At 67.7% G+C, this 16,696-nt stretch carries 16 protein-coding genes; 6 read left to right on the top strand and 10 right to left on the bottom strand.

Features of this window, described 5'->3' with window-relative positions; genetic code table 11:
• Positions 1 to 27 precede the first annotated feature (27 nt).
• From HH110_RS08335 to HH110_RS08305, 7 genes are all read right to left on the bottom strand, one after another.
• Positions 28 to 1,344, bottom strand: a complete 1,317-nt coding sequence (locus tag HH110_RS08335) for a hypothetical protein (RefSeq protein WP_176989259.1) — start codon at positions 1,342 to 1,344, stop codon at positions 28 to 30.
• Between the two features lie 48 nt (positions 1,345 to 1,392).
• Positions 1,393 to 2,157, bottom strand: coding sequence for a hypothetical protein (locus HH110_RS08330; protein ID WP_176989258.1), 765 nt, complete (start codon positions 2,155 to 2,157; stop codon positions 1,393 to 1,395).
• Positions 2,158 to 2,166: 9 nt separating this feature from the next.
• Entirely contained in the window at positions 2,167 to 2,853 is a 687-nt protein-coding gene (locus HH110_RS08325) for a C39 family peptidase (RefSeq protein WP_176989521.1), read from the bottom strand.
• A 156-nt stretch (positions 2,854 to 3,009) separates the two neighbouring features.
• Positions 3,010 to 4,458: an adhesin gene (locus HH110_RS08320; protein ID WP_241696482.1), complete on the bottom strand. Its 1,449-nt coding sequence runs from the start codon at positions 4,456 to 4,458 to the stop codon at positions 3,010 to 3,012.
• A gap of 56 nt (positions 4,459 to 4,514) precedes the next feature.
• Positions 4,515 to 5,153: a hypothetical protein gene (locus tag HH110_RS08315; RefSeq protein ID WP_241696481.1), complete on the bottom strand. Its 639-nt coding sequence runs from the start codon at positions 5,151 to 5,153 to the stop codon at positions 4,515 to 4,517.
• A complete protein-coding gene (locus tag HH110_RS08310) occupies positions 5,150 to 5,680 on the bottom strand; it encodes a hypothetical protein (RefSeq protein ID WP_176989256.1) in 531 nt (176 codons plus the stop codon). Before HH110_RS08310 ends, HH110_RS08315 begins: the two co-directional genes overlap by 4 nt.
• A gap of 567 nt (positions 5,681 to 6,247) precedes the next feature.
• Positions 6,248 to 7,576: a dicarboxylate/amino acid:cation symporter gene (locus HH110_RS08305; RefSeq protein ID WP_176989255.1), complete on the bottom strand. Its 1,329-nt coding sequence runs from the start codon at positions 7,574 to 7,576 to the stop codon at positions 6,248 to 6,250.
• A 149-nt stretch (positions 7,577 to 7,725) separates the two neighbouring features.
• Here HH110_RS08305 and HH110_RS08300 point away from each other — a divergent pair, with 149 nt between their 5' ends.
• From HH110_RS08300 to HH110_RS08280, 5 genes are all read left to right on the top strand, one after another.
• On the top strand, positions 7,726 to 9,438 hold the full coding sequence (locus HH110_RS08300) for an alkaline phosphatase (RefSeq protein ID WP_176989254.1): 1,713 nt from the start codon (positions 7,726 to 7,728) through the stop codon (positions 9,436 to 9,438).
• On the top strand, positions 9,438 to 9,998 hold the full coding sequence (locus HH110_RS08295; protein ID WP_176989253.1) for a WG repeat-containing protein: 561 nt from the start codon (positions 9,438 to 9,440) through the stop codon (positions 9,996 to 9,998). Before HH110_RS08300 ends, HH110_RS08295 begins: the two co-directional genes overlap by 1 nt.
• A 66-nt stretch (positions 9,999 to 10,064) precedes the next feature.
• Positions 10,065 to 11,354, top strand: a complete 1,290-nt coding sequence (gene tilS / locus HH110_RS08290) for a tRNA lysidine(34) synthetase TilS (RefSeq protein ID WP_176989252.1) — start codon at positions 10,065 to 10,067, stop codon at positions 11,352 to 11,354.
• Between the two features lie 36 nt (positions 11,355 to 11,390).
• Positions 11,391 to 11,651: an exodeoxyribonuclease VII small subunit gene (locus HH110_RS08285; protein ID WP_176989251.1), complete on the top strand. Its 261-nt coding sequence runs from the start codon at positions 11,391 to 11,393 to the stop codon at positions 11,649 to 11,651.
• Positions 11,641 to 12,519 carry a polyprenyl synthetase family protein gene (locus HH110_RS08280; protein ID WP_176989250.1) on the top strand — a complete coding sequence of 293 codons (879 nt, stop codon included), beginning with the start codon at positions 11,641 to 11,643 and terminating at the stop codon, positions 12,517 to 12,519. Before HH110_RS08285 ends, HH110_RS08280 begins: the two co-directional genes overlap by 11 nt.
• Positions 12,520 to 12,621: 102 nt before the next feature.
• Here HH110_RS08280 and HH110_RS08275 read toward each other — a convergent pair whose 3' ends face one another.
• Positions 12,622 to 12,999, bottom strand: a complete 378-nt coding sequence (locus HH110_RS08275) for a DUF4870 domain-containing protein (RefSeq protein WP_176989249.1) — start codon at positions 12,997 to 12,999, stop codon at positions 12,622 to 12,624.
• 78 nt (positions 13,000 to 13,077) lie between these two features.
• Positions 13,078 to 14,445: a metalloprotease PmbA gene (pmbA, locus tag HH110_RS08270; protein WP_176989248.1), complete on the bottom strand. Its 1,368-nt coding sequence runs from the start codon at positions 14,443 to 14,445 to the stop codon at positions 13,078 to 13,080.
• 68 nt (positions 14,446 to 14,513) lie between these two features.
• Between pmbA and yjgA the strand changes: the two genes are divergently transcribed.
• On the top strand, positions 14,514 to 15,128 hold the full coding sequence (gene yjgA / locus HH110_RS08265) for a ribosome biogenesis factor YjgA (protein WP_176989247.1): 615 nt from the start codon (positions 14,514 to 14,516) through the stop codon (positions 15,126 to 15,128).
• Positions 15,129 to 15,205: 77 nt separating this feature from the next.
• Here yjgA and tldD read toward each other — a convergent pair whose 3' ends face one another.
• A complete protein-coding gene (gene tldD, locus HH110_RS08260) occupies positions 15,206 to 16,651 on the bottom strand; it encodes a metalloprotease TldD (RefSeq protein ID WP_176989246.1) in 1,446 nt (481 codons plus the stop codon).
• Positions 16,652 to 16,696: the final 45 nt, after the last annotated feature.

Here is a 16,696-nt window from a genome sequence, read left to right as displayed (position 1 = left end):
GACCGTACAGCGTGTGAGCAGTCGCGCTCACAAGCTGTACGGCACCTTGAAGGCCAGGGTGAAGTCCGGTGCGTCCGGGGTCAGGCCGATGCCGAGCAGGCTCACCAGGGTGGTCTTCTGGTTGAGGGCATAGGTGATGCCCAGGTTGAGCGTGCCCGCGTTGGCATCGCTGCCGATCACCTTGAGCCACTGGCCATTCTTGTAGCGGGTGGAGGCGCGCGCGCTCAGCTTGTCGCTGAAGGAGATGCTCAGGCTGGTGCGCTCGTTGAACGCGAAGGCCACGCCGGCACCGAAGTAGTACGAGCCGCCGAGCTTCACGTCGCCCGGGTTGGTGGTGTCCGGGTTGGCGTCGATGTCGTCGAAACTGCGCGGGAAGGAATGGATGTAGCCGATGTTGGCGAACAGGATCGCCGGATCGGCGGTCTTCACCGCGGAAAGCCCGACGTTGGCCTGCCACACCCCGTTGCCGGTGGGTTGCTGCTCGGGCACGGCGAAGCGGATGAAGTCATCGTCGTCGCGCTCGAGCACCTTCCAGTCCAGCCCATACGGCGCGCGCCCTGTGGGCGCGGTCGCGCCCACGGTCAGCACGGTTTCCGGCAACCGCCCACGTTCGGCGAACAGCCGGTAGTTGGCGCTCACGCCCACATCCCCGATGCCGTTGCCGGTGGTTTCTTCCTGCGCGATCGCCGCGGCCGAACCGCCGGCGCCGCCCTTCTGGAACACGGTCTTGCGCGCCAGATAGGGGACGTCCAGGTTCAAGGTCAGGCGTGGGCTGACACCCCAGCGCGCGGCCAGGTTGTAGGTCAGCGTGTCCGACTCGACGTTCTCGATGGCGATGTTGCCCAGGAAGATCGCATCCAGCGCCAGGAAGCCGTTGAGGCTGAGCTGCTTACGGTCGTAGCGGGCGTAGGAGAGGCTGTTCTCCAGCGTGAAGCGGCGACTGAAGAGCGCAGCCTGCTGCTGCTTGACGTCATCCACGCTGCGCCGCGATTCCTGCTTGGCCTGCTGCGCTTCGGCCGCCGAGCTGGCATAGCCGTCGGCGCTGGCCGGTGCCGCGGGCGTGCCGGCCGGCAGTGCCTGTTGGGGTGGAGGTGCGGCACCGGCGACCGGCGCGGTCTTGCCGGTCAGTCGTGCCTGCATGGCCTGCACCTGCATGTCCAGTTCGCGCAGGCGTCTTACTTCCTGCGCGTAGTTGGCCTTGAGACTTTCCAGCTGCGCCATCAGCGCCTTGACGTCGGCCGCGTCATTCGGCGCAGGTTGCTGCGCCTGTGCATGGGCGGACGCAGCCGCCATGAGTGCCAGCGCCGCCAGCGCCAGCGGTGTTGCGCGGATCATCGTGTGCATTGCCTTGGCCCACCGTTGTGTTGACGCTCCCCCTGCCGTGCCGATGGATCACTGGCCCGGCCCCATGCCTACCCCGCGTACCAGCGTCATCGCCTGCGCCACGTTCTGGTTGAGCGGAACGTTGTTGGCCAGCGACTGCCTCACGAGGTCGATCTGCAGCCGGTTGGTGACCGACTGTCCATCACTGCCCAGTGCGATGCCCTGGCCGACGCTGCCGTTGCGGATCCACTGCTGGACCGCACCAACACCCTCGATCTGCAGCTGCACCTTCGCCGTGTTGCCTTCCAGCTGTGCCAACGCACTGACACCGCCCTGCTGCACGCTGGCCAGGTGCGCGCCTTCGCCGGTGGGCGTGGGTGCGGTGCCTTCGCGTACGGTCAACTGGGTGGCGTTGCTGGCCAGGTTGCCGTCACCGGCGACCTGGATGCTCTGGCTCAGGCCGGCCACGTTCTGCAGCCCGCTGGACTCCACGCTGCGCCCGGGTGTCACCGGCAACGGCGCATCGGCCGCGGTCACGCTCACGCTCGGTGCGAAGCTGATCTTCGGTGTGCTGCCGCCGTGGCTGAAGTCCATGCCCAGCTTCAGCGCGCTCTGCGCCGACTGCCCGCCGGCGGTCTGCCACTGCGAGACCATGGTGACGCCGAACCACGCCACGGTGTTGCCACCGACGGTGTAGCGGCCACGCATGAGGTTCAATTCCGGATCGGGGATCTCGCTCAATCCCTTGCCGGGCCGGCTGTCGTCGGCGTGCGCCGGCGCGATGCCCAGCAGCGCGAGCAACACGATGCCGGGCGTCCAGGTTGCGATGTTCATGGTGCCTCCTTAAAACAGATCGGCATGGGTGAATCCGAAGTCGACCAGTTCGGCATCGGTGATCGGTCCCTGCCTGGCATACAGCGAACGGGCACTCGGCCGTTCACCGGGCTGCAGCAGTACCGTGTTGCGATCGAAGTCACTGCCGATCACGACAAACACGGCGCGCGACGGCCACGCCTGGAGAAATTCGCTGACGGGAATGCTGCGGTTGCCCAGGATCGGGTCGGCTACATCCACCACATCGCCACGGACCTGTTTGAGGACCACGAAATGGCGGAAGCCCCGCACATCCATCAGCACCAGCCCGGGCACGCGCAGTGAGCGCAGGCGCTCTTCGTTGACGCGGTAGCCGCGGCCGCGCATGCCCATCGATTCGACGTAACGCTTGATGTCCAGCAGCGAGAAACCGCGCTGATGGACCAGTTGTGGATCCGAAACCCCCATCATCCCTTCGATCACCGTGCCCTCGTCCGCCTCCAGGTGGTAGGCGTAGCGCAGGATCGTGGCCAGGGCAGCCGCGCCACAGCTGTAATCGGTGTGTTGCCTCACCACGTTGCGGAAGCGCCGTTCCTGCATGCTTTCCACGCGCTGGGTGAGCACCGCCCCGTTGGGCAGCACGCCACTGAAGCCGACATCGCCGGCACGCACGAGGCCCATCGGCATCATCAGCATCGACAGTGCCCAGGCCAGCATCCAGGTGCGCATTCGGGTGGACATCGTGTACTCCGGCTCAGGAAGGAGCCCCTGCCCCAAGGGGGAGAAGGGACAGGGGCTCCCGGGGAGCCCGGTCATTGGCGGATGACCGGGTTTGTTGCGCTCAACGCGTACTGCTTGCGAAAACGGACAGACTTACTGTTCCGGACCGCCGCCACCGCCGCCGCCAGTGGAGGGCTGCGCAACCGCCAGGGCCAGACTGTTGGCCTGCAGGTTGCCGGTACCGGAGGCCACGTTCACCCCGATGTTGCCGGAGGCGCCGGAGAACGCACTGCCGGACAACGCTGCGGTGTTGGTCGCATCCACGTTCACCCAGCGGGTGGTGGACACGGTGCCGCTCAGGCTCGCGTAGAGGTCGGCCACGCCCAGTTCCACGAACTGGCTGGTGCCGCGCTCATCGGTGTCGAACGCAATGCCGCCCACGCCCGGACGATTCGGGTTGGCGGTGGCATTCTGGATATCGCTATCCATGTCGATATGACCGGTTTCGCTGCCGCTCGGATGGTCCAGCGCGCCGCTCCAGGTATCCAGGTAGTAGTTGTCTTTCTGGTAGGCACTACCCGAGCCGCTGTAACGGCCTGCACCCACGGCCAACGTCGCACCGGCAACGCGACCACTGAGGTTCACGTCCACGGTGTCGGTCATCGACTGCAGGTAGCCGGCGTTGCTGACGGTGTTGCCGGAGGACACCTGGTTGGAGCTGATGCTGGAGGTCGCATAGGCGCTGGTGGCCACCGACGCAGCGAGCGCATTCTTCTGCTCGTTGTTGTTGCCGGAGGCGACGTTGGCGCCGATGTTGCCGGACGCGCCGCTGAAGGCATTGCCACCCAGGCCCGCGGCGTTGGTTACGCCGGAGTTGAGGGTGGTGTTGCCACCGCCGAACTGGTTGACGAAGACTTCCGCATCGGCCATGCCGAAGCTGAAGGAGGCGTCCGCCGCGGACAGCGAAGCAGCGTTGTCCTGCGCGTTGTTGTCACCGGCGGCAACGTTGAAGCCCAGGTTGCCGGAGGCATCGGCACCGACGTCGTCGGCGATCGAGGCGCTGTTGGTCACGAGGGTATTGCCCGCCAGGTTGTTGGTGATCGACTGGCGGTTGTCGATGATCGCGATGGCGGCCGAGTCGATATCGATCGAGCCGGTGATTTCCGGATCACCCGAGAAGCGGATGTCCGAGCTCAGGCGCAGGTCCTTTTCGATGTTGACGTCAACGCCGTGGTTGTTCTTTTCCTGGCGTTCGTCGGCCTGGATGTTGCTGGTCTTGTTGACATTCTCGGTGACGTTGCGATTGCTGGTCACGTCGCGGTTGCTGGTGACGTTGGTGTTGCTCGTCACGTTGTCGTTGATGGTGGTGTTGGTGGTGCTGTTGTTGTTGCGGGTGTTGTTCCAGGTCCGGTTCCAGGTACGCGAATCGGTATCCGTGTTGGTGTTGGTATCGGTGTTGGTGTTGGTGCGCGTTTCAACCACGTTGTGCAGGTGGTTGATGTTGGCGCTCTGGTTCTGGTTGTCGCGGTCATTGCCCCAGCCATTGGCGCCGGCGGAGGCGGATGCAGCGGCAACGGCGATGGCCAGTACGGTCCGTTTCATGTTGGTGTTCATGGTGCCCTCTCTCTCATCACAGACAATCGGGTGGATGTGACTACTCACGGGGTGGACTGCACCGAAATGCTCAGTTGGTTTGCGGTGGCGTTGCCGGATCCCGCGATCTGATTGAGTTGCAGGACGCCGTCGAATCCCTGCAGCGCGGAGGCTTCGACCGCCACCCTGCGAGTTCCGGCCGACCGACCGCTGTTGACGGCCCCCTGCCCCCCTGCTGACGCGAGCGCGCCCGACGCGGCCAAGGCCTCGTCGTTCGTTTCGCGTATGCCCTGTTGCGCCAGCGTGGCGGTGACGACGTTGAGCGTCGCGTTGCCGTTGCCGCTGGCCTGGTTGATCGATGCGACGCCGCTGGCGCCGTTCAGTGCCTGGCCACCGAGCGTGGCGCTGGCGTCCATGGCGGTGTCGCTGAGGCTGACGTTGTTGGACTGCTGCTGGCGCGCGTCCACGGTGATGTGGGCGTTGCGGCCGTTGGCGATGCCCATCAGGTTGGCCTGCTGGTTGAGATCACCGGCGGCCATGTTGACGGTGATGGCGCCATCGGCGCCGGCCAGGGTGCGGCCGTCGATGCGGCTCTGGTTGAGGTAGGAGAGCATCGCGGCGTAGTCATTGCTCTGCTGGGCGTGCACGGCCAGCGGCGCGAGCAGCAGGCAGCTGAGCAGGCTGGTGCGAAGGACGGTGTTCATTTGCCCGGCCCACCGGCAGGCTGGCCCAGCGGGAACTGCGCGAGTGCGCCGCGGACCTGGTCGCCGATGCCGCGCGTGGCGTTGCCGACCGCGCCCATGGGCCCGCCGATGGTGTTGCTGAACTGGCCGCTGGAGAGCATGCCGCTGTCGGTGGCTTTGCCCAGGGTGCTGTTGACGGTGTGGCCGGTGACGCGTTCGATCGTGGTGGCCCCGCGGGGAATGCCGGCCCCGGTATTGGAGCCGAGCGAGGCGTAGTCGTCGTCGCTGAGTTCGTCCATGCCGGTGGAGGTCCCCAGGGCCTGGCCGACTTCGCGCCGCGGTGAGGGATCGGCGATGAGGGCCATGCCCGGCGGTGCGGGGCGGTAGGCGGGACGTGCGGAGACGTCACGCAGGAGGACGATTTCGCCGGGCTGGGCTTTGACGCCCTGACGCGCGCCGGAGGCGTGGGCGGCGGCCGGCAGGATGAGTGCGGCGGCGAGCAGCCAGAGTGTGGTGTGTCGTGTGCGGTATGCGGCAACGCTGTCCATGGCGACCTCCGATGACATGCGGAGGGTTGGAGCAGCATTCGTGCCAAGTTCGGAACGCCCGTGTTTGCGGGGTTTCTGTGCAGTTCGGGTTATCCGCACGCAACATTGCTGTTACAGGGGCGTTGGCATTTGGGCGAATGAATGGGTTGGTGCGGTGATCACGCGTTGCTGACAGGTAGACGCGGTGCGGGTGTATCACGGGTGTTACACCGGGTGATACAGGGGTTTACGGTGCGGATTCAGGGTGGTTGCCTGGCGCGCGCAACGCTTCAACTGTTCACTGGCGGGGGCGGCCGGTGTGTCGAGCGCTGGGCCTCGCTACGCTTGTCGGCGAATGTCCCCCGGTGCCGGCCTGCGGCCGTCCCCTCCTCCTTGATTTCGCCCACAAGCGCAGCCCAGCCACTGGCGCCCCCCTCAGCAAGCACATGTCTGCAGTACGCCTACCACCGCGCACGAGCCCCGAAGAGGGGCCTGCCGGTCGCTTCGGGGCGTAACGCTCGCGGCGACCCCGAGCGGAAAAAAAAGACCGGCTCTCGCCGGTCTTTGGGTGGTGCGTTGGTGCCTGCATCAGGACGTTCGTTCTTCGCCTTCATCCACGCCGAGGTTGGTCGATGGGTTGTCGTAGACCGCGCGGTCGAGCAGGCCGGTTTCCTTGGCGACGATGACCGGGACCAGCATTTGGCCGGTGACGTTCGTCATCGTGCGCATCATGTCGAGGATGCGGTCGATGGCGTAGAGGTAGCCGATGGTTTCCAGCGGGAGGTTGGCGGCGCTGAGGACAACGGTCGCCATGACCACGGCGGTGCCGGGGACGCCGGCGGTGCCGAAGCTGCCCAGCACCGAGGCGATCAGTACGACGATGTACTGCTCGGGGGTCAGCGGGACGCCGGTGTACTGGGCGATGAAGACCGCGCACAGGGCGGGATAGATCGCGCCGCAGCCGTCCATCTTGATGCTGGCACCCAAGGGAACGGCGAAGGAGGCGTAGTCCTTGTTGACGCCGAGGTTGTGGGTGATCGAGCGCATCGCGGCAGGCATCGCGGCGAAGCTGGAGGAGCTGACGAAAGCGACCTGCATGCCGGGTGCGGCGCCGCGGAAGAATTTCAGCGGGTTCAGGCCGTGCATGAGCAGGAGGCTGCCGTAGACCACCACGATGTGCACGGCGCAGGCGATGTACAAGGCGAGGACGAAGTTGCCGAGCGGCAGCAGTTTCTCGAAGCCGTAGCTGCCGACCAGGCCGGCGATCAGGCCGAAGGTGCCCAGCGGGGTGATCTCCAGCACGAAGCGGGTCACCTGGATCATGATCTCGCTCATCTGCCCGGTCAGCTTGCGTGCTTCGCTGACCTTGTCGCCCAGCTTGACCATGGCAAAGCCGAGCAGGCCGGCGAAGAAGATCACCGGCAGGATCGAGCCACGGCCCGCGGCGAGGACGGTTTCACCGGCGGCATTGATACGGGTGCCGATGCCGGTCAACGCGTAGAACACGTTGGAGGGCACGACATCCATCAGCACCTTGATCACGCTGGGCACTTCGCGCGGGGTGTAGCTGTGGTCCATGCTCAGGCTGAGCGCGCCACTGCCGGGCTGCATGACGGTGCCGACAGCCAGGCCCACGCAGACCGCCAGCGCGGCGGTGATGATGAACCACAGGAAGGTGCGCCCGCCCAGCGCCGCGACGGACTTCTGCCCGTGCAGCGAGGAGATGGCGTTGATCACGGCGAAGAACACCAGCGGCACCGCGATCATCTTGATCAGGGTGACGTAGAGGTCGCCCAGGGGCCCGAACCAGGTTTCAGCCGCGGGCCCGAGCAGCCAGCCGGCCAGTGCGCCGAGGACGAAGCCGCCGAGGACCCGTTGCCAGAAGGGGATCCGCAACCAGGCAGAGACCAGCTTCATGCGCGTTCCAGAGGTAATTTGACAGCTAGGCACCTTAGCCCAAGCGGGGCCCTGGAACGAGGCGCGCACGGAAAATCAGCGTGTCATCGGCGTGCCTTGCGGCGTTCTGCATAATGAACGCCCGTTTCACATGTGAGATTTTCCTGTCCATGTCCCGTTTCACGCCTCTGGTGGCCGCCGTCACCACCCTGCTGCTCGGCGCCTGCGCCAGTACCGCTCCCTCCTCCAGCGCCTCTGCCGGCGCGGTCCAGGTCGATGTGCCGGCCATTGCCCACCCCGCCGGGGAGACCCCGCAGTGGTGGTACCGCAGCGGCGCGGCACGTGCGGCCAGTACCGGGGCGATGGACGGCAAGGCCAGGAACGTCATCCTGTTCCTGGGGGATGGCATGAGCCTGACCACGGTGGCGGCGGCGCGCATCTTCGAAGGCCAGCGCAACGGCCACCCGGGCGAGGAAAACCTCCTGTCCTGGGAGCGCTTCCCGGCCACGGCGTTCAGCAAGACCTACAACACCGATTCGCAGACGCCGGATTCGGCGGGCACGATGACGGCGATCACCACCGGCGTGAAGACCCACATGGGCGCGATCGGTGTGAGCGCAGGCACGCGCAATGACTGCGCCGACAGCCTGGGCAAGGGGCTGCTGACCTGGCTGCAGCTGGCCGACAGCGCCGGCATGGCGACCGGCGTGGTCTCCACCGCGCGCCTGACCCATGCCACCCCGGCGGCGACCTATGCGCACTCCCCGGAGCGCAACTGGGAAAACGATACCGACGTGCCCGAGGAGGCCAAGGCTGCCGGCTGCCGCGATATCGCCCAGCAGTTGCTGTCGACCGCGCGCTTCGGACGCGGCCCGCTGGTCGCCCTCGGCGGCGGCCGCGGCGAGTTCACCACCGTGGAAGAACGCGATCCGGAATACGATGACAAGGTCGGTCAGCGCCTGGACGGGCGCAGCCTGGTGACCGAGTGGCAGCAGGCCCACCCGCAGGGTGCGTATGTCTGGAACGCCACGCAGCTGCAGGCCGCCGCGAACGCACCGGCGATCCTCGGCCTGTTCGAGCCGGACCACATGCGTTACGAGGCCGAGCGCAAGGACGATCCGGCCGGTGAGCCGAGCCTGGCCGAGCTGACCAAGGCGGCGATCGCCAACCTGTCGCGCCACCAGGAAGGCTATGTGCTGATGGTGGAAGGCGCGCGCATCGACCACGCCAATCACAGCGGCAATGCCTACCGTGCCCTGACCGACACGGTGGCGCTGTCCGATGCGGTGCGTGCCGCGGTCGAGGCGACCTCGGACCAGGACACCCTGATCATCGTCACCGCCGACCACTCGCACACGCTGAACTTCGTCGGCTATCCGGCGCGTGGCAATCCGATCCTCGGCAAAGTGAAGGACAAGGGTGGCGAAGACGGCGCCGGCAAGCTGGAGCTGGCCCGCGATGGCCTGGGCCTGCCCTACACGACGCTGACCTATGCCAACGGCCCGGGCTACACCGGTGCCACCAACCAGCAGCCGGTCGGGCCGAAACGGTATCCGCACAACCCGAGCAGCTTCGATCCGACCACCGGCCGGCCTGACCTCACCGCAGTGGATACCGAGCATCCCGATTACATGCAGGAAGCGCTGGTGCCGGCCAAGAGCGAATCCCATGGCGGCGAAGACGTGGGCATCTGGGCACGTGGCCCGGGCAGCAAGGCGGTGCGCGGCACGATGGAGCAGAACGCGATCTACCACATGATCGTGCAGGCCACCCCGCGCCTGCGCCAGCGCCTGTGCGAGGCCGGGACCTGCGACGCCAAGGGCGTGCCGGTCGAGCTGCCCAAGCCGACCGCCTTCGAGCGCCAGGCCGGCGATACGAAGTAATGCGTCTGCCCCTCCGCAACGCAACGAACAGGGGCCGCCAGGTGCGGCCCCTGCTGCTGGTGGCCGGTCTGTTCGCCTCCGGCATCGCCTGGGGCGCGGGCACGGAATGCGAGGCCCTGACCGAGGAAGACGGGTTCCAGTCCTTGGCCGGGTGCCGGTGGGCCAACGGACGTCTTGCGCTCGCGCCCGAGGCGTTGGCCTCGCTGTCCTACGATCAGGACGGGTTGGCGGCGGTCCATGCCGGCGGCGGATTCCATTATGTCCGCGCCGATGGCCGGCAGCTGCCGGTGATCACCTTCGACAACGGCCCGGACTATGTGGTGGAAGGGTTGGTGCGCGGCCGCGTCGGCGCGCGCATCGGCTACTTCGATACCGAGCTGCGTCAGGCCTTCCCGGCCACGTTCGATTTCGGCTGGGCCTTCGAAGACGGCGTGGCCCGCGTCTGCGAGGGCTGCCGGAAGGGGACGCCGGACGACCACGGCCATACCGCCATGGTCGGCGGCACCTGGTATCGCATCGACCGCCAGGGCCGCTCGGCAATGGACGCAGAGACGCCATGAAGGCTCCGCGTGGCATCGCCACCACGCAGCGCCGATACTGCCGGTCTGCCTGAGGCTGCTCTCCCCATGACTCCCCTGCTTCCGCCACCGCCCTCTGTCGTCCATCCGGTCCTGGTGGGCTTCAGCGGCGGGCTGGATTCCACCGTCCTGCTGCATTGGCTGGCCACCTCGCCGGCGCAGCGCACGGCTGGCCTGCGCGCCGTACATGTCCATCACGGCCTGCAGGAGCAGGCGGATGCCTGGACCGTGCACTGCACGCAGGTCTGCGCCCGCTGGAACATCCCGCTGCGGGTGATCCGCGTGCAGGTACCGCGCAACCGGGGACAGGGGCTGGAAGCCGCCGCGCGGCATGCGCGGCGCGAGGCCTTCGCCTCGCAGCTGCTGCCCGGCGAACAGCTGGCGCTGGCCCATCATCGCGATGACCAGGCCGAGACGTTCCTGCTGCGGGCACTGCGCGGCTCCGGCGTGGATGGATTGGCCTCCATGCAGGTCACCAGCGCATTTGGCGCCGGCACCGTGTGGCGCCCCTTGCTGGAGGTTCCGCGCAGCAGCCTGCGCGCGCATGCGCAGGCCGAAGGGCTGGACTGGATCGAAGACCCCAGCAATGCCAGCGACGACGCCGACCGCAACTTCCTGCGCCTGCACGTGCTCCCCCAACTGCGCCAGCGCTGGCCGCAGGCGGACGCGGCCTTCGCGCGCAGCGCGGCGTTGTGCGCGCAATCCCAGCATCTGCTCGACAGCGCCGACCGCGACGCGCTGGAACGCTGCAGCGTGGGCCCCGGCGTGATCGACTGCGCGCGCCTGATGCGGCAGCCGGTCGAACGGCGCGCGCGCCTGCTGCGGCACTGGGTGCGTGGCAGCGGCCTGCCACCGCTGCCGGCCGCGGGCGTCGAGGCGGTCGAACGCGAGCTGCTGCCGGCCGCGCACCATGCCGATGCGCAGTTCGCCTGGCAGGGTGCCCGCATCCGTCGTTGGCGCGGGCAACTGCACCTGCTCTCGGCCAGCCTGGCGCTGCCGGCCGACTGGAGCGTGCACTGGGATGGGCGCGCGCCGCTGGCCCTGCCCGATGGCGGTGAGCTGCGCCTGATCGGTGCAGTCGATGGCTTCGATACGCCGGTGCAGATCCGTGCGCGGCGCGGCGGCGAGCGCATCCAGCTGCCCGGGCGCGCGCATTCGCACGCACTCAAAGACCTGCTGCAGCAGCAGGGCCTGCCGCCGTGGCAACGCCGCCAGCTGCCATTGCTTTTCGATGAGGAAACCCTGCTGGCGGCCGGCGACCGCGTGATCGGTGCCGCCCTGCAGCCGTGGCTGCAGGCCCATCATGCGCAGTTGCAGTGGACGCCGGGCGCGGCGTGAATTGACCCCGCCGGGCCGGCGGCCCACACTTGGCGCATGGCAAAGAAGTCCCCCAATGAAACCTCCCCGGTTGCCCACTTCGAGCAGTCGCTGGAAGAGCTGGAGCAGCTGGTGGAGAAGATGGAAACCGGCGAAATGAGCCTGGAACAATCGCTCAGCGCCTACGAACGTGGTGTCGGTCTGTACCGCCAGTGCCAGCAGGCGCTGGAACAGGCCGAACTGCGCGTGCGCCTGCTCAGCGATCCGGCCCAGCCCGACACCGCCGTCCCGTTCGACCCGCCCGGCCATGACGGTTGAGGCCACGTTCGCGCGTTGGCGCGACCGGATCGAACATCATCTAGACGCCAGCCTGCCCTCTCCGACCGATGCCCCGCGTGGGCTGCACCAGGCGATGCGCTATGCGGTGCTCGGTGGCGGCAAGCGCATGCGACCGCTGCTGGTGTATGCCAGCGGCCGGATCTTCGGTGCGGATGAAAGCGCGCTGGATGCCCCCGCGATGGCGGTGGAACTGATCCACGCGTATTCGCTGGTACACGACGATCTGCCGGCGATGGACGACGACGCATTGCGTCGCGGCCGGCCGACCACCCACATCGCCTTCGACGAAGCGACCGCGATCCTCGCCGGTGATGCATTGCAGACGCGCGCGTTCGGCCTGATCGCCGATGCGGCCCTGCCGGCCGCGCTGCGCGTGGCCTGCCTGCAGACCCTGGCGCACGCCTCCGGCGCGGCCGGCATGTGCGGCGGCCAGGCGCTGGATATCGATGCCACCGGCCATCAGCAGCCGTTGCAGGATCTTGAACGCATGCACGCGCTCAAGACCGGCGCGCTGATCCGCGCGGCGGTACGCATGGGCGCGCTGTGTGGCCAGGCACCTGAAGCCGATCTGGCGACGCTGGATGCCGTGGCCGCGTCGCTGGGCCTGGCCTTCCAGGTGCGTGATGACATCCTCGATGTCGAAGCCAGTTCCGAACAGCTGGGCAAGACCGCCGGCAAGGACGAGGCGCAGGCCAAGTCGACCTTCCCGGCGCTGCTGGGCATGGAGGGCGCGAAGGCGCACCTGCGCACCCTGAGCGAACAGATGTTCGATGGTCTGGCCGGATATGGTGAGGCGGCCGATGCACTGCGTGCGCTGGCGAAACTGGCGGTTGAGCGGGATCATTGAGCGATCGTGAAGGCAGCCACGCATGGCGTGGCTCTACGACGCGATGACGCAAAAAAACGCCCGGGAATCCCGGGCGTTTTTCGTTCCAGCGCTGCGGATCGATTACTTGATCAGGCGCAGGGTGAACGGATAACGGTAGTACTCACCGTTGTTGGCCTTCACTGCGGCGATGATGCAGAACACGAGGTTCAGCAGGCCGACCAGCGGGGCCAGCAGTCCGCCGATGATGACGATCATCAACACGATGCAGATCAGCATCGCGATGGTGATGGTGATCTGGAAGTTCAGCGCTTCCTTGGCCTGGTCGATGACGAAGCCCTTGCTGCTGTCGTCCTTGTTGATCATCCAGATGATCAGCGGGCCGATGAACCAGGTGAAGATGCCCAGCAGGTGCGCCACCAGGGCCATGGTGCGCTGGTCGGCCGGGGCCGGGGCGCTCGCCGGCGGCGGCGGGGTGGTGACGTTATCGAAATCGCTCACGTGAAACTCCTTGTTCGAGGTAATGGGTAGTGCACGCGGCAGGCTCCCCGCCTGCCAGGGCAGCCTCCATAGAATACGTCAATCGTTACCGGCAACGGTCATTCGTCCTACAAGGATGGAGCCGGTATGCACGTGCGAGCGCGTATCGATGTCCGTGCCCACCGCCTCGATGCTGGCGAACATGTCCTTGAGGTTGCCGGCGATGGTGATGCCGTCCACCGGGTAGGTGATCTCGCCGTTCTCCACGCGGAAGCCGCCGGCGCCTCGGGAGTAGTCACCGGTCACGCTGTTGACGCCCTGCCCCATCAGCTCGGTGACCAGCAGGCCGTTGCCCATGTGGCGGGCGATCGAGACCAGGTCGCCCGCGTTGGCGCGGACCTTGAGGTTGTGCACGCCGCCGGCGTTGGCGGTGGTCGGCAGGCCGAGCTTGCGTGCCGAGTAGCTGCCCAGGATGTAGCGCTCCAGGATGCCGTCGCGGATCAGGGCCGAGTTGCGGGTGGCCACGCCATCACCATCGAAGGCCGCCGAGCGCAGCCCACGGCGCAGCAGCGGCAGCTCCTCGATGCCGAACCAGTCCGGGAACAGGCGGGTGCCGACGCTGTCGAGCAGGAAGCTGGCGCGGCGGTACAGCGCACCACCGGAGACCGCGCCGAGCAGGTGGCCGATCAGCGAGCGGGCCACCTCCGGCGAATACAGCACCGGCATCTGCGCGGTGGTCATCGAGCGCGGGTCCAGCCGGGCAACGGTACGCTCGGCGGCACGGCGGCCGATTGAGGCCGCATCGTCCAGATCCTCGCGGGCCAGCGCGCTGCTGTACCAGCCGTCGCGCTGCATGCCATCGCCCTGCCCGGCAATCAGCGCGCAGCCGATCGAGTGGTGGCTGCTGCGCTCGCGGCCGATGAAGCCATGCGAGTTCGCATACACGGAGAGACTCTGCGCGGTCGCGGCCGAGGCGCCGTCGGAGTTGCTGATCCGGGCGTCGGCCTCGCGACCGGCCGCTTCGCAGGCCAGTGCCAGGTCCAGCGCCGCATCGGCGCTGAGCTCCCACGGGTGCCAGCCGTCCAGGTCCGGGAACTCGCGGGCCATCAGCGCTGCCTCGGCCAAGCCGGCCGCCTCGTCGTCCTCGGTGTGGCGGGCAATGGCGCAGGCCTGGGCCACGGTCGACTCCAGACTGCTCTCGCGCAGGTCGGCGGTGCTGGCACTGCCTTTGCGCTGGCCGAAGTAGACGGTCACGGCGATGCCGCGGTCGCGGGTGGATTCGACCGTTTCGACCTCGCCCAGGCGCACGTTCACATCCAGCCCGCGCTCATCGCTGCAGCTGACCTCGGCCTGGGTGGCGCCCAGGGCCTTGGCCCGCTCCAGCAGGCGCTGGGAGATGTCGGCCAGCTGCTCCAGGCGCTGCAGGCTGTCGTCGGCCGGGGAGACTTCAGGGGAGATCACGTTCAATGCTTTATCCTGTACAGGTGAGTGCCCGGCGCGACGCCGGCACAGTTTACGGATGTGGAAATAAGACGATGCGCGGACGCGACGAAGAAACCGGTGAATTCCTTGATATCAGCCGCAGCCAGAACCGCCGGGCTGCGCTGGACGTGCTGGCCCTGGGCGAGAAGCTGGTCTCGCTGACCCCGGCCCAGCTGGCGCGCCTGCCGGTGCCGGAAGATCTGCTGCCGCACATCGCCGAGGCCAAGCGCATCACCGCGCATATCGCCCACAAGCGCCAGTTGGCGTTCCTGGCCAAGCACATGCGCCGCGAAGACGACGCCGTGCTGGATGCGATCCGCGACGCGCTCGACGCCAACAGCGAGACCTCGCGCCGGGAAGTGGCGACCATGCACCGCGTCGAAGACTGGCGCGAGCGCCTGCTCAAGGACGGCGACAAGGCGCTGGGCGCCCTGCTGGACGAGTACCCGCATGCCGACCGCCAGGAGCTGCGCACGCTGGTGCGCAACGCCCAGGCCGAAAAAGCCAAGAACAAGCCGCCGCGCGCGTACCGCGAGATCTTCCAGGTGCTGCGTACGCTGCTGCTGCCCGCCGCGCTCGGCCTGGAGGGCGTCAACGCCGCGTCCGAGGATGCGCTGGACGACGTGGCCGACACGGACAGCGACAGCGACGAGAACGCCGAGGACTGAGTCCCGGCGCTCGCGCGGCGGCGCCAGCACCCTGCTGGCGGCCGCGTGATCGGGCAGCACGGGCGTACGCATCCGGCTCAGGCCTGGGTGCCGCCCACGGTGATGCCATCGATCAGCAGGGACGGCTGGCCCACGCCGACCGGTACGCTCTGGCCATCCTTGCCGCAGATGCCCACGCCCTCGTCCAGGGCCAGGTCGTTGCCGATCATGCGCACCTTCTGCATGGTTTCCGGGCCGTTGCCGATCAGGGTGGCGCCCTTCACCGGCGCGGTGATCCTGCCGTCCTCGATCAGGTAGGCCTCGGTGGCCGAGAACACGTACTTGCCGCTGGTGATGTCGACCTGGCCACCACCGAAGTTGACCGCGTACAGGCCGCGCTTGACCGAGCGGATCATTTCTTCGGGATCGTGCTGGCCGGCGCGCATGTAGGTGTTGGTCATTCGCGGCATGGTCATGTGCGCGAACGACTCGCGACGGCCGTTGCCGGTCGGCGCCACGCCCATCAGGCGCGCATTGAGCGAATCCTGCATGTAGCCGACCAGGATGCCGTCCTCGATCAGCGTGGTGCACTGGGTCGGGTGGCCCTCGTCATCGATGTTCAACGAGCCGCGGCGGCCGTCCAGGGTGCCGTCGTCGACGATGGTCACGCCCGGTGCGGCCACGCGCTCGCCGATGCGGCCGGCATAGACGCTGGTGCCCTTGCGGTTGAAGTCGCCTTCCAGGCCGTGGCCGACCGCTTCGTGCAGCAGCACGCCGGGCCAGCCCGGGCCGAGCACCACGGTCATCACCCCGGCCGGAGCCGGGATCGCCTCCAGGTTCACCAGCGCCTGGCGCAGGGCCTCGCGCGCGAAGCCCTCCGGGCGCCCGTCGGCAAACAGTTCTTCATAGCTGTAACGACCGCCGCCACCGGAGTAGCCCGACTCGCGACGGCCGTGCTGCTCGACGATGACCTGCACGTTCAACCGCACCAGCGGGCGGACGTCGGCCGCGAGCACGCCATCGCTGCGCGCGATCAGCACCGTGTCCACGCCACCGGAGAGGCTGACCATCACCTGCTGCACGCGCGGGTCCGCGGCGCGCAGGTAGCGGTCCAGGCGCTTGAGCATCTCGACCTTGGCCTCGTTGCCCATGCCGTCGATGGGGTCCAGCGCCGGGTACAGCGCGCGGCCACTACCACGCACCAGCGAGCGGGCCGACTGCGCCCCGCCCTCGCGGGAGATGGCGCGGGCCGAGTTTGCCGCGGCCAGCAGCGCGTCGCTGTGGATGTCGTCGGAGTAGGCGAAGCCGGTCTTTTCACCGGCGATGGCGCGTACGCCCACGCCCTGCTCGATCGAATGCGCACCGTCCTTGACGATGCCGTCCTCCACGCTCCAGCTCTCGCGGCGGGCGTGCTGGAAATAGAGATCCCCGAAATCGATGCCCGGCCCCAGCAGGGTGCCGAACGTGCGTTCCAGACCGTTCGCATCCAGCCCGGCGGGCAGCAGCAGACGGTCGGTGGCCAGCGAAAGTGCGTTGTTGTTCATGCTCTTTGATCTATGGGCGCCGGGCGCGATCGCAACCCGGGCGCG

This window comes from Stenotrophomonas sp. SAM-B, assembly GCF_013387485.1.
In the GTDB taxonomy this organism is placed as follows: Bacteria; Pseudomonadota; Gammaproteobacteria; order Xanthomonadales; family Xanthomonadaceae; genus Stenotrophomonas; species Stenotrophomonas maltophilia_AA.
Note: the sequence above shows the minus strand (reverse complement) of the source record. Positions and strands in the feature narration are given on the sequence as shown.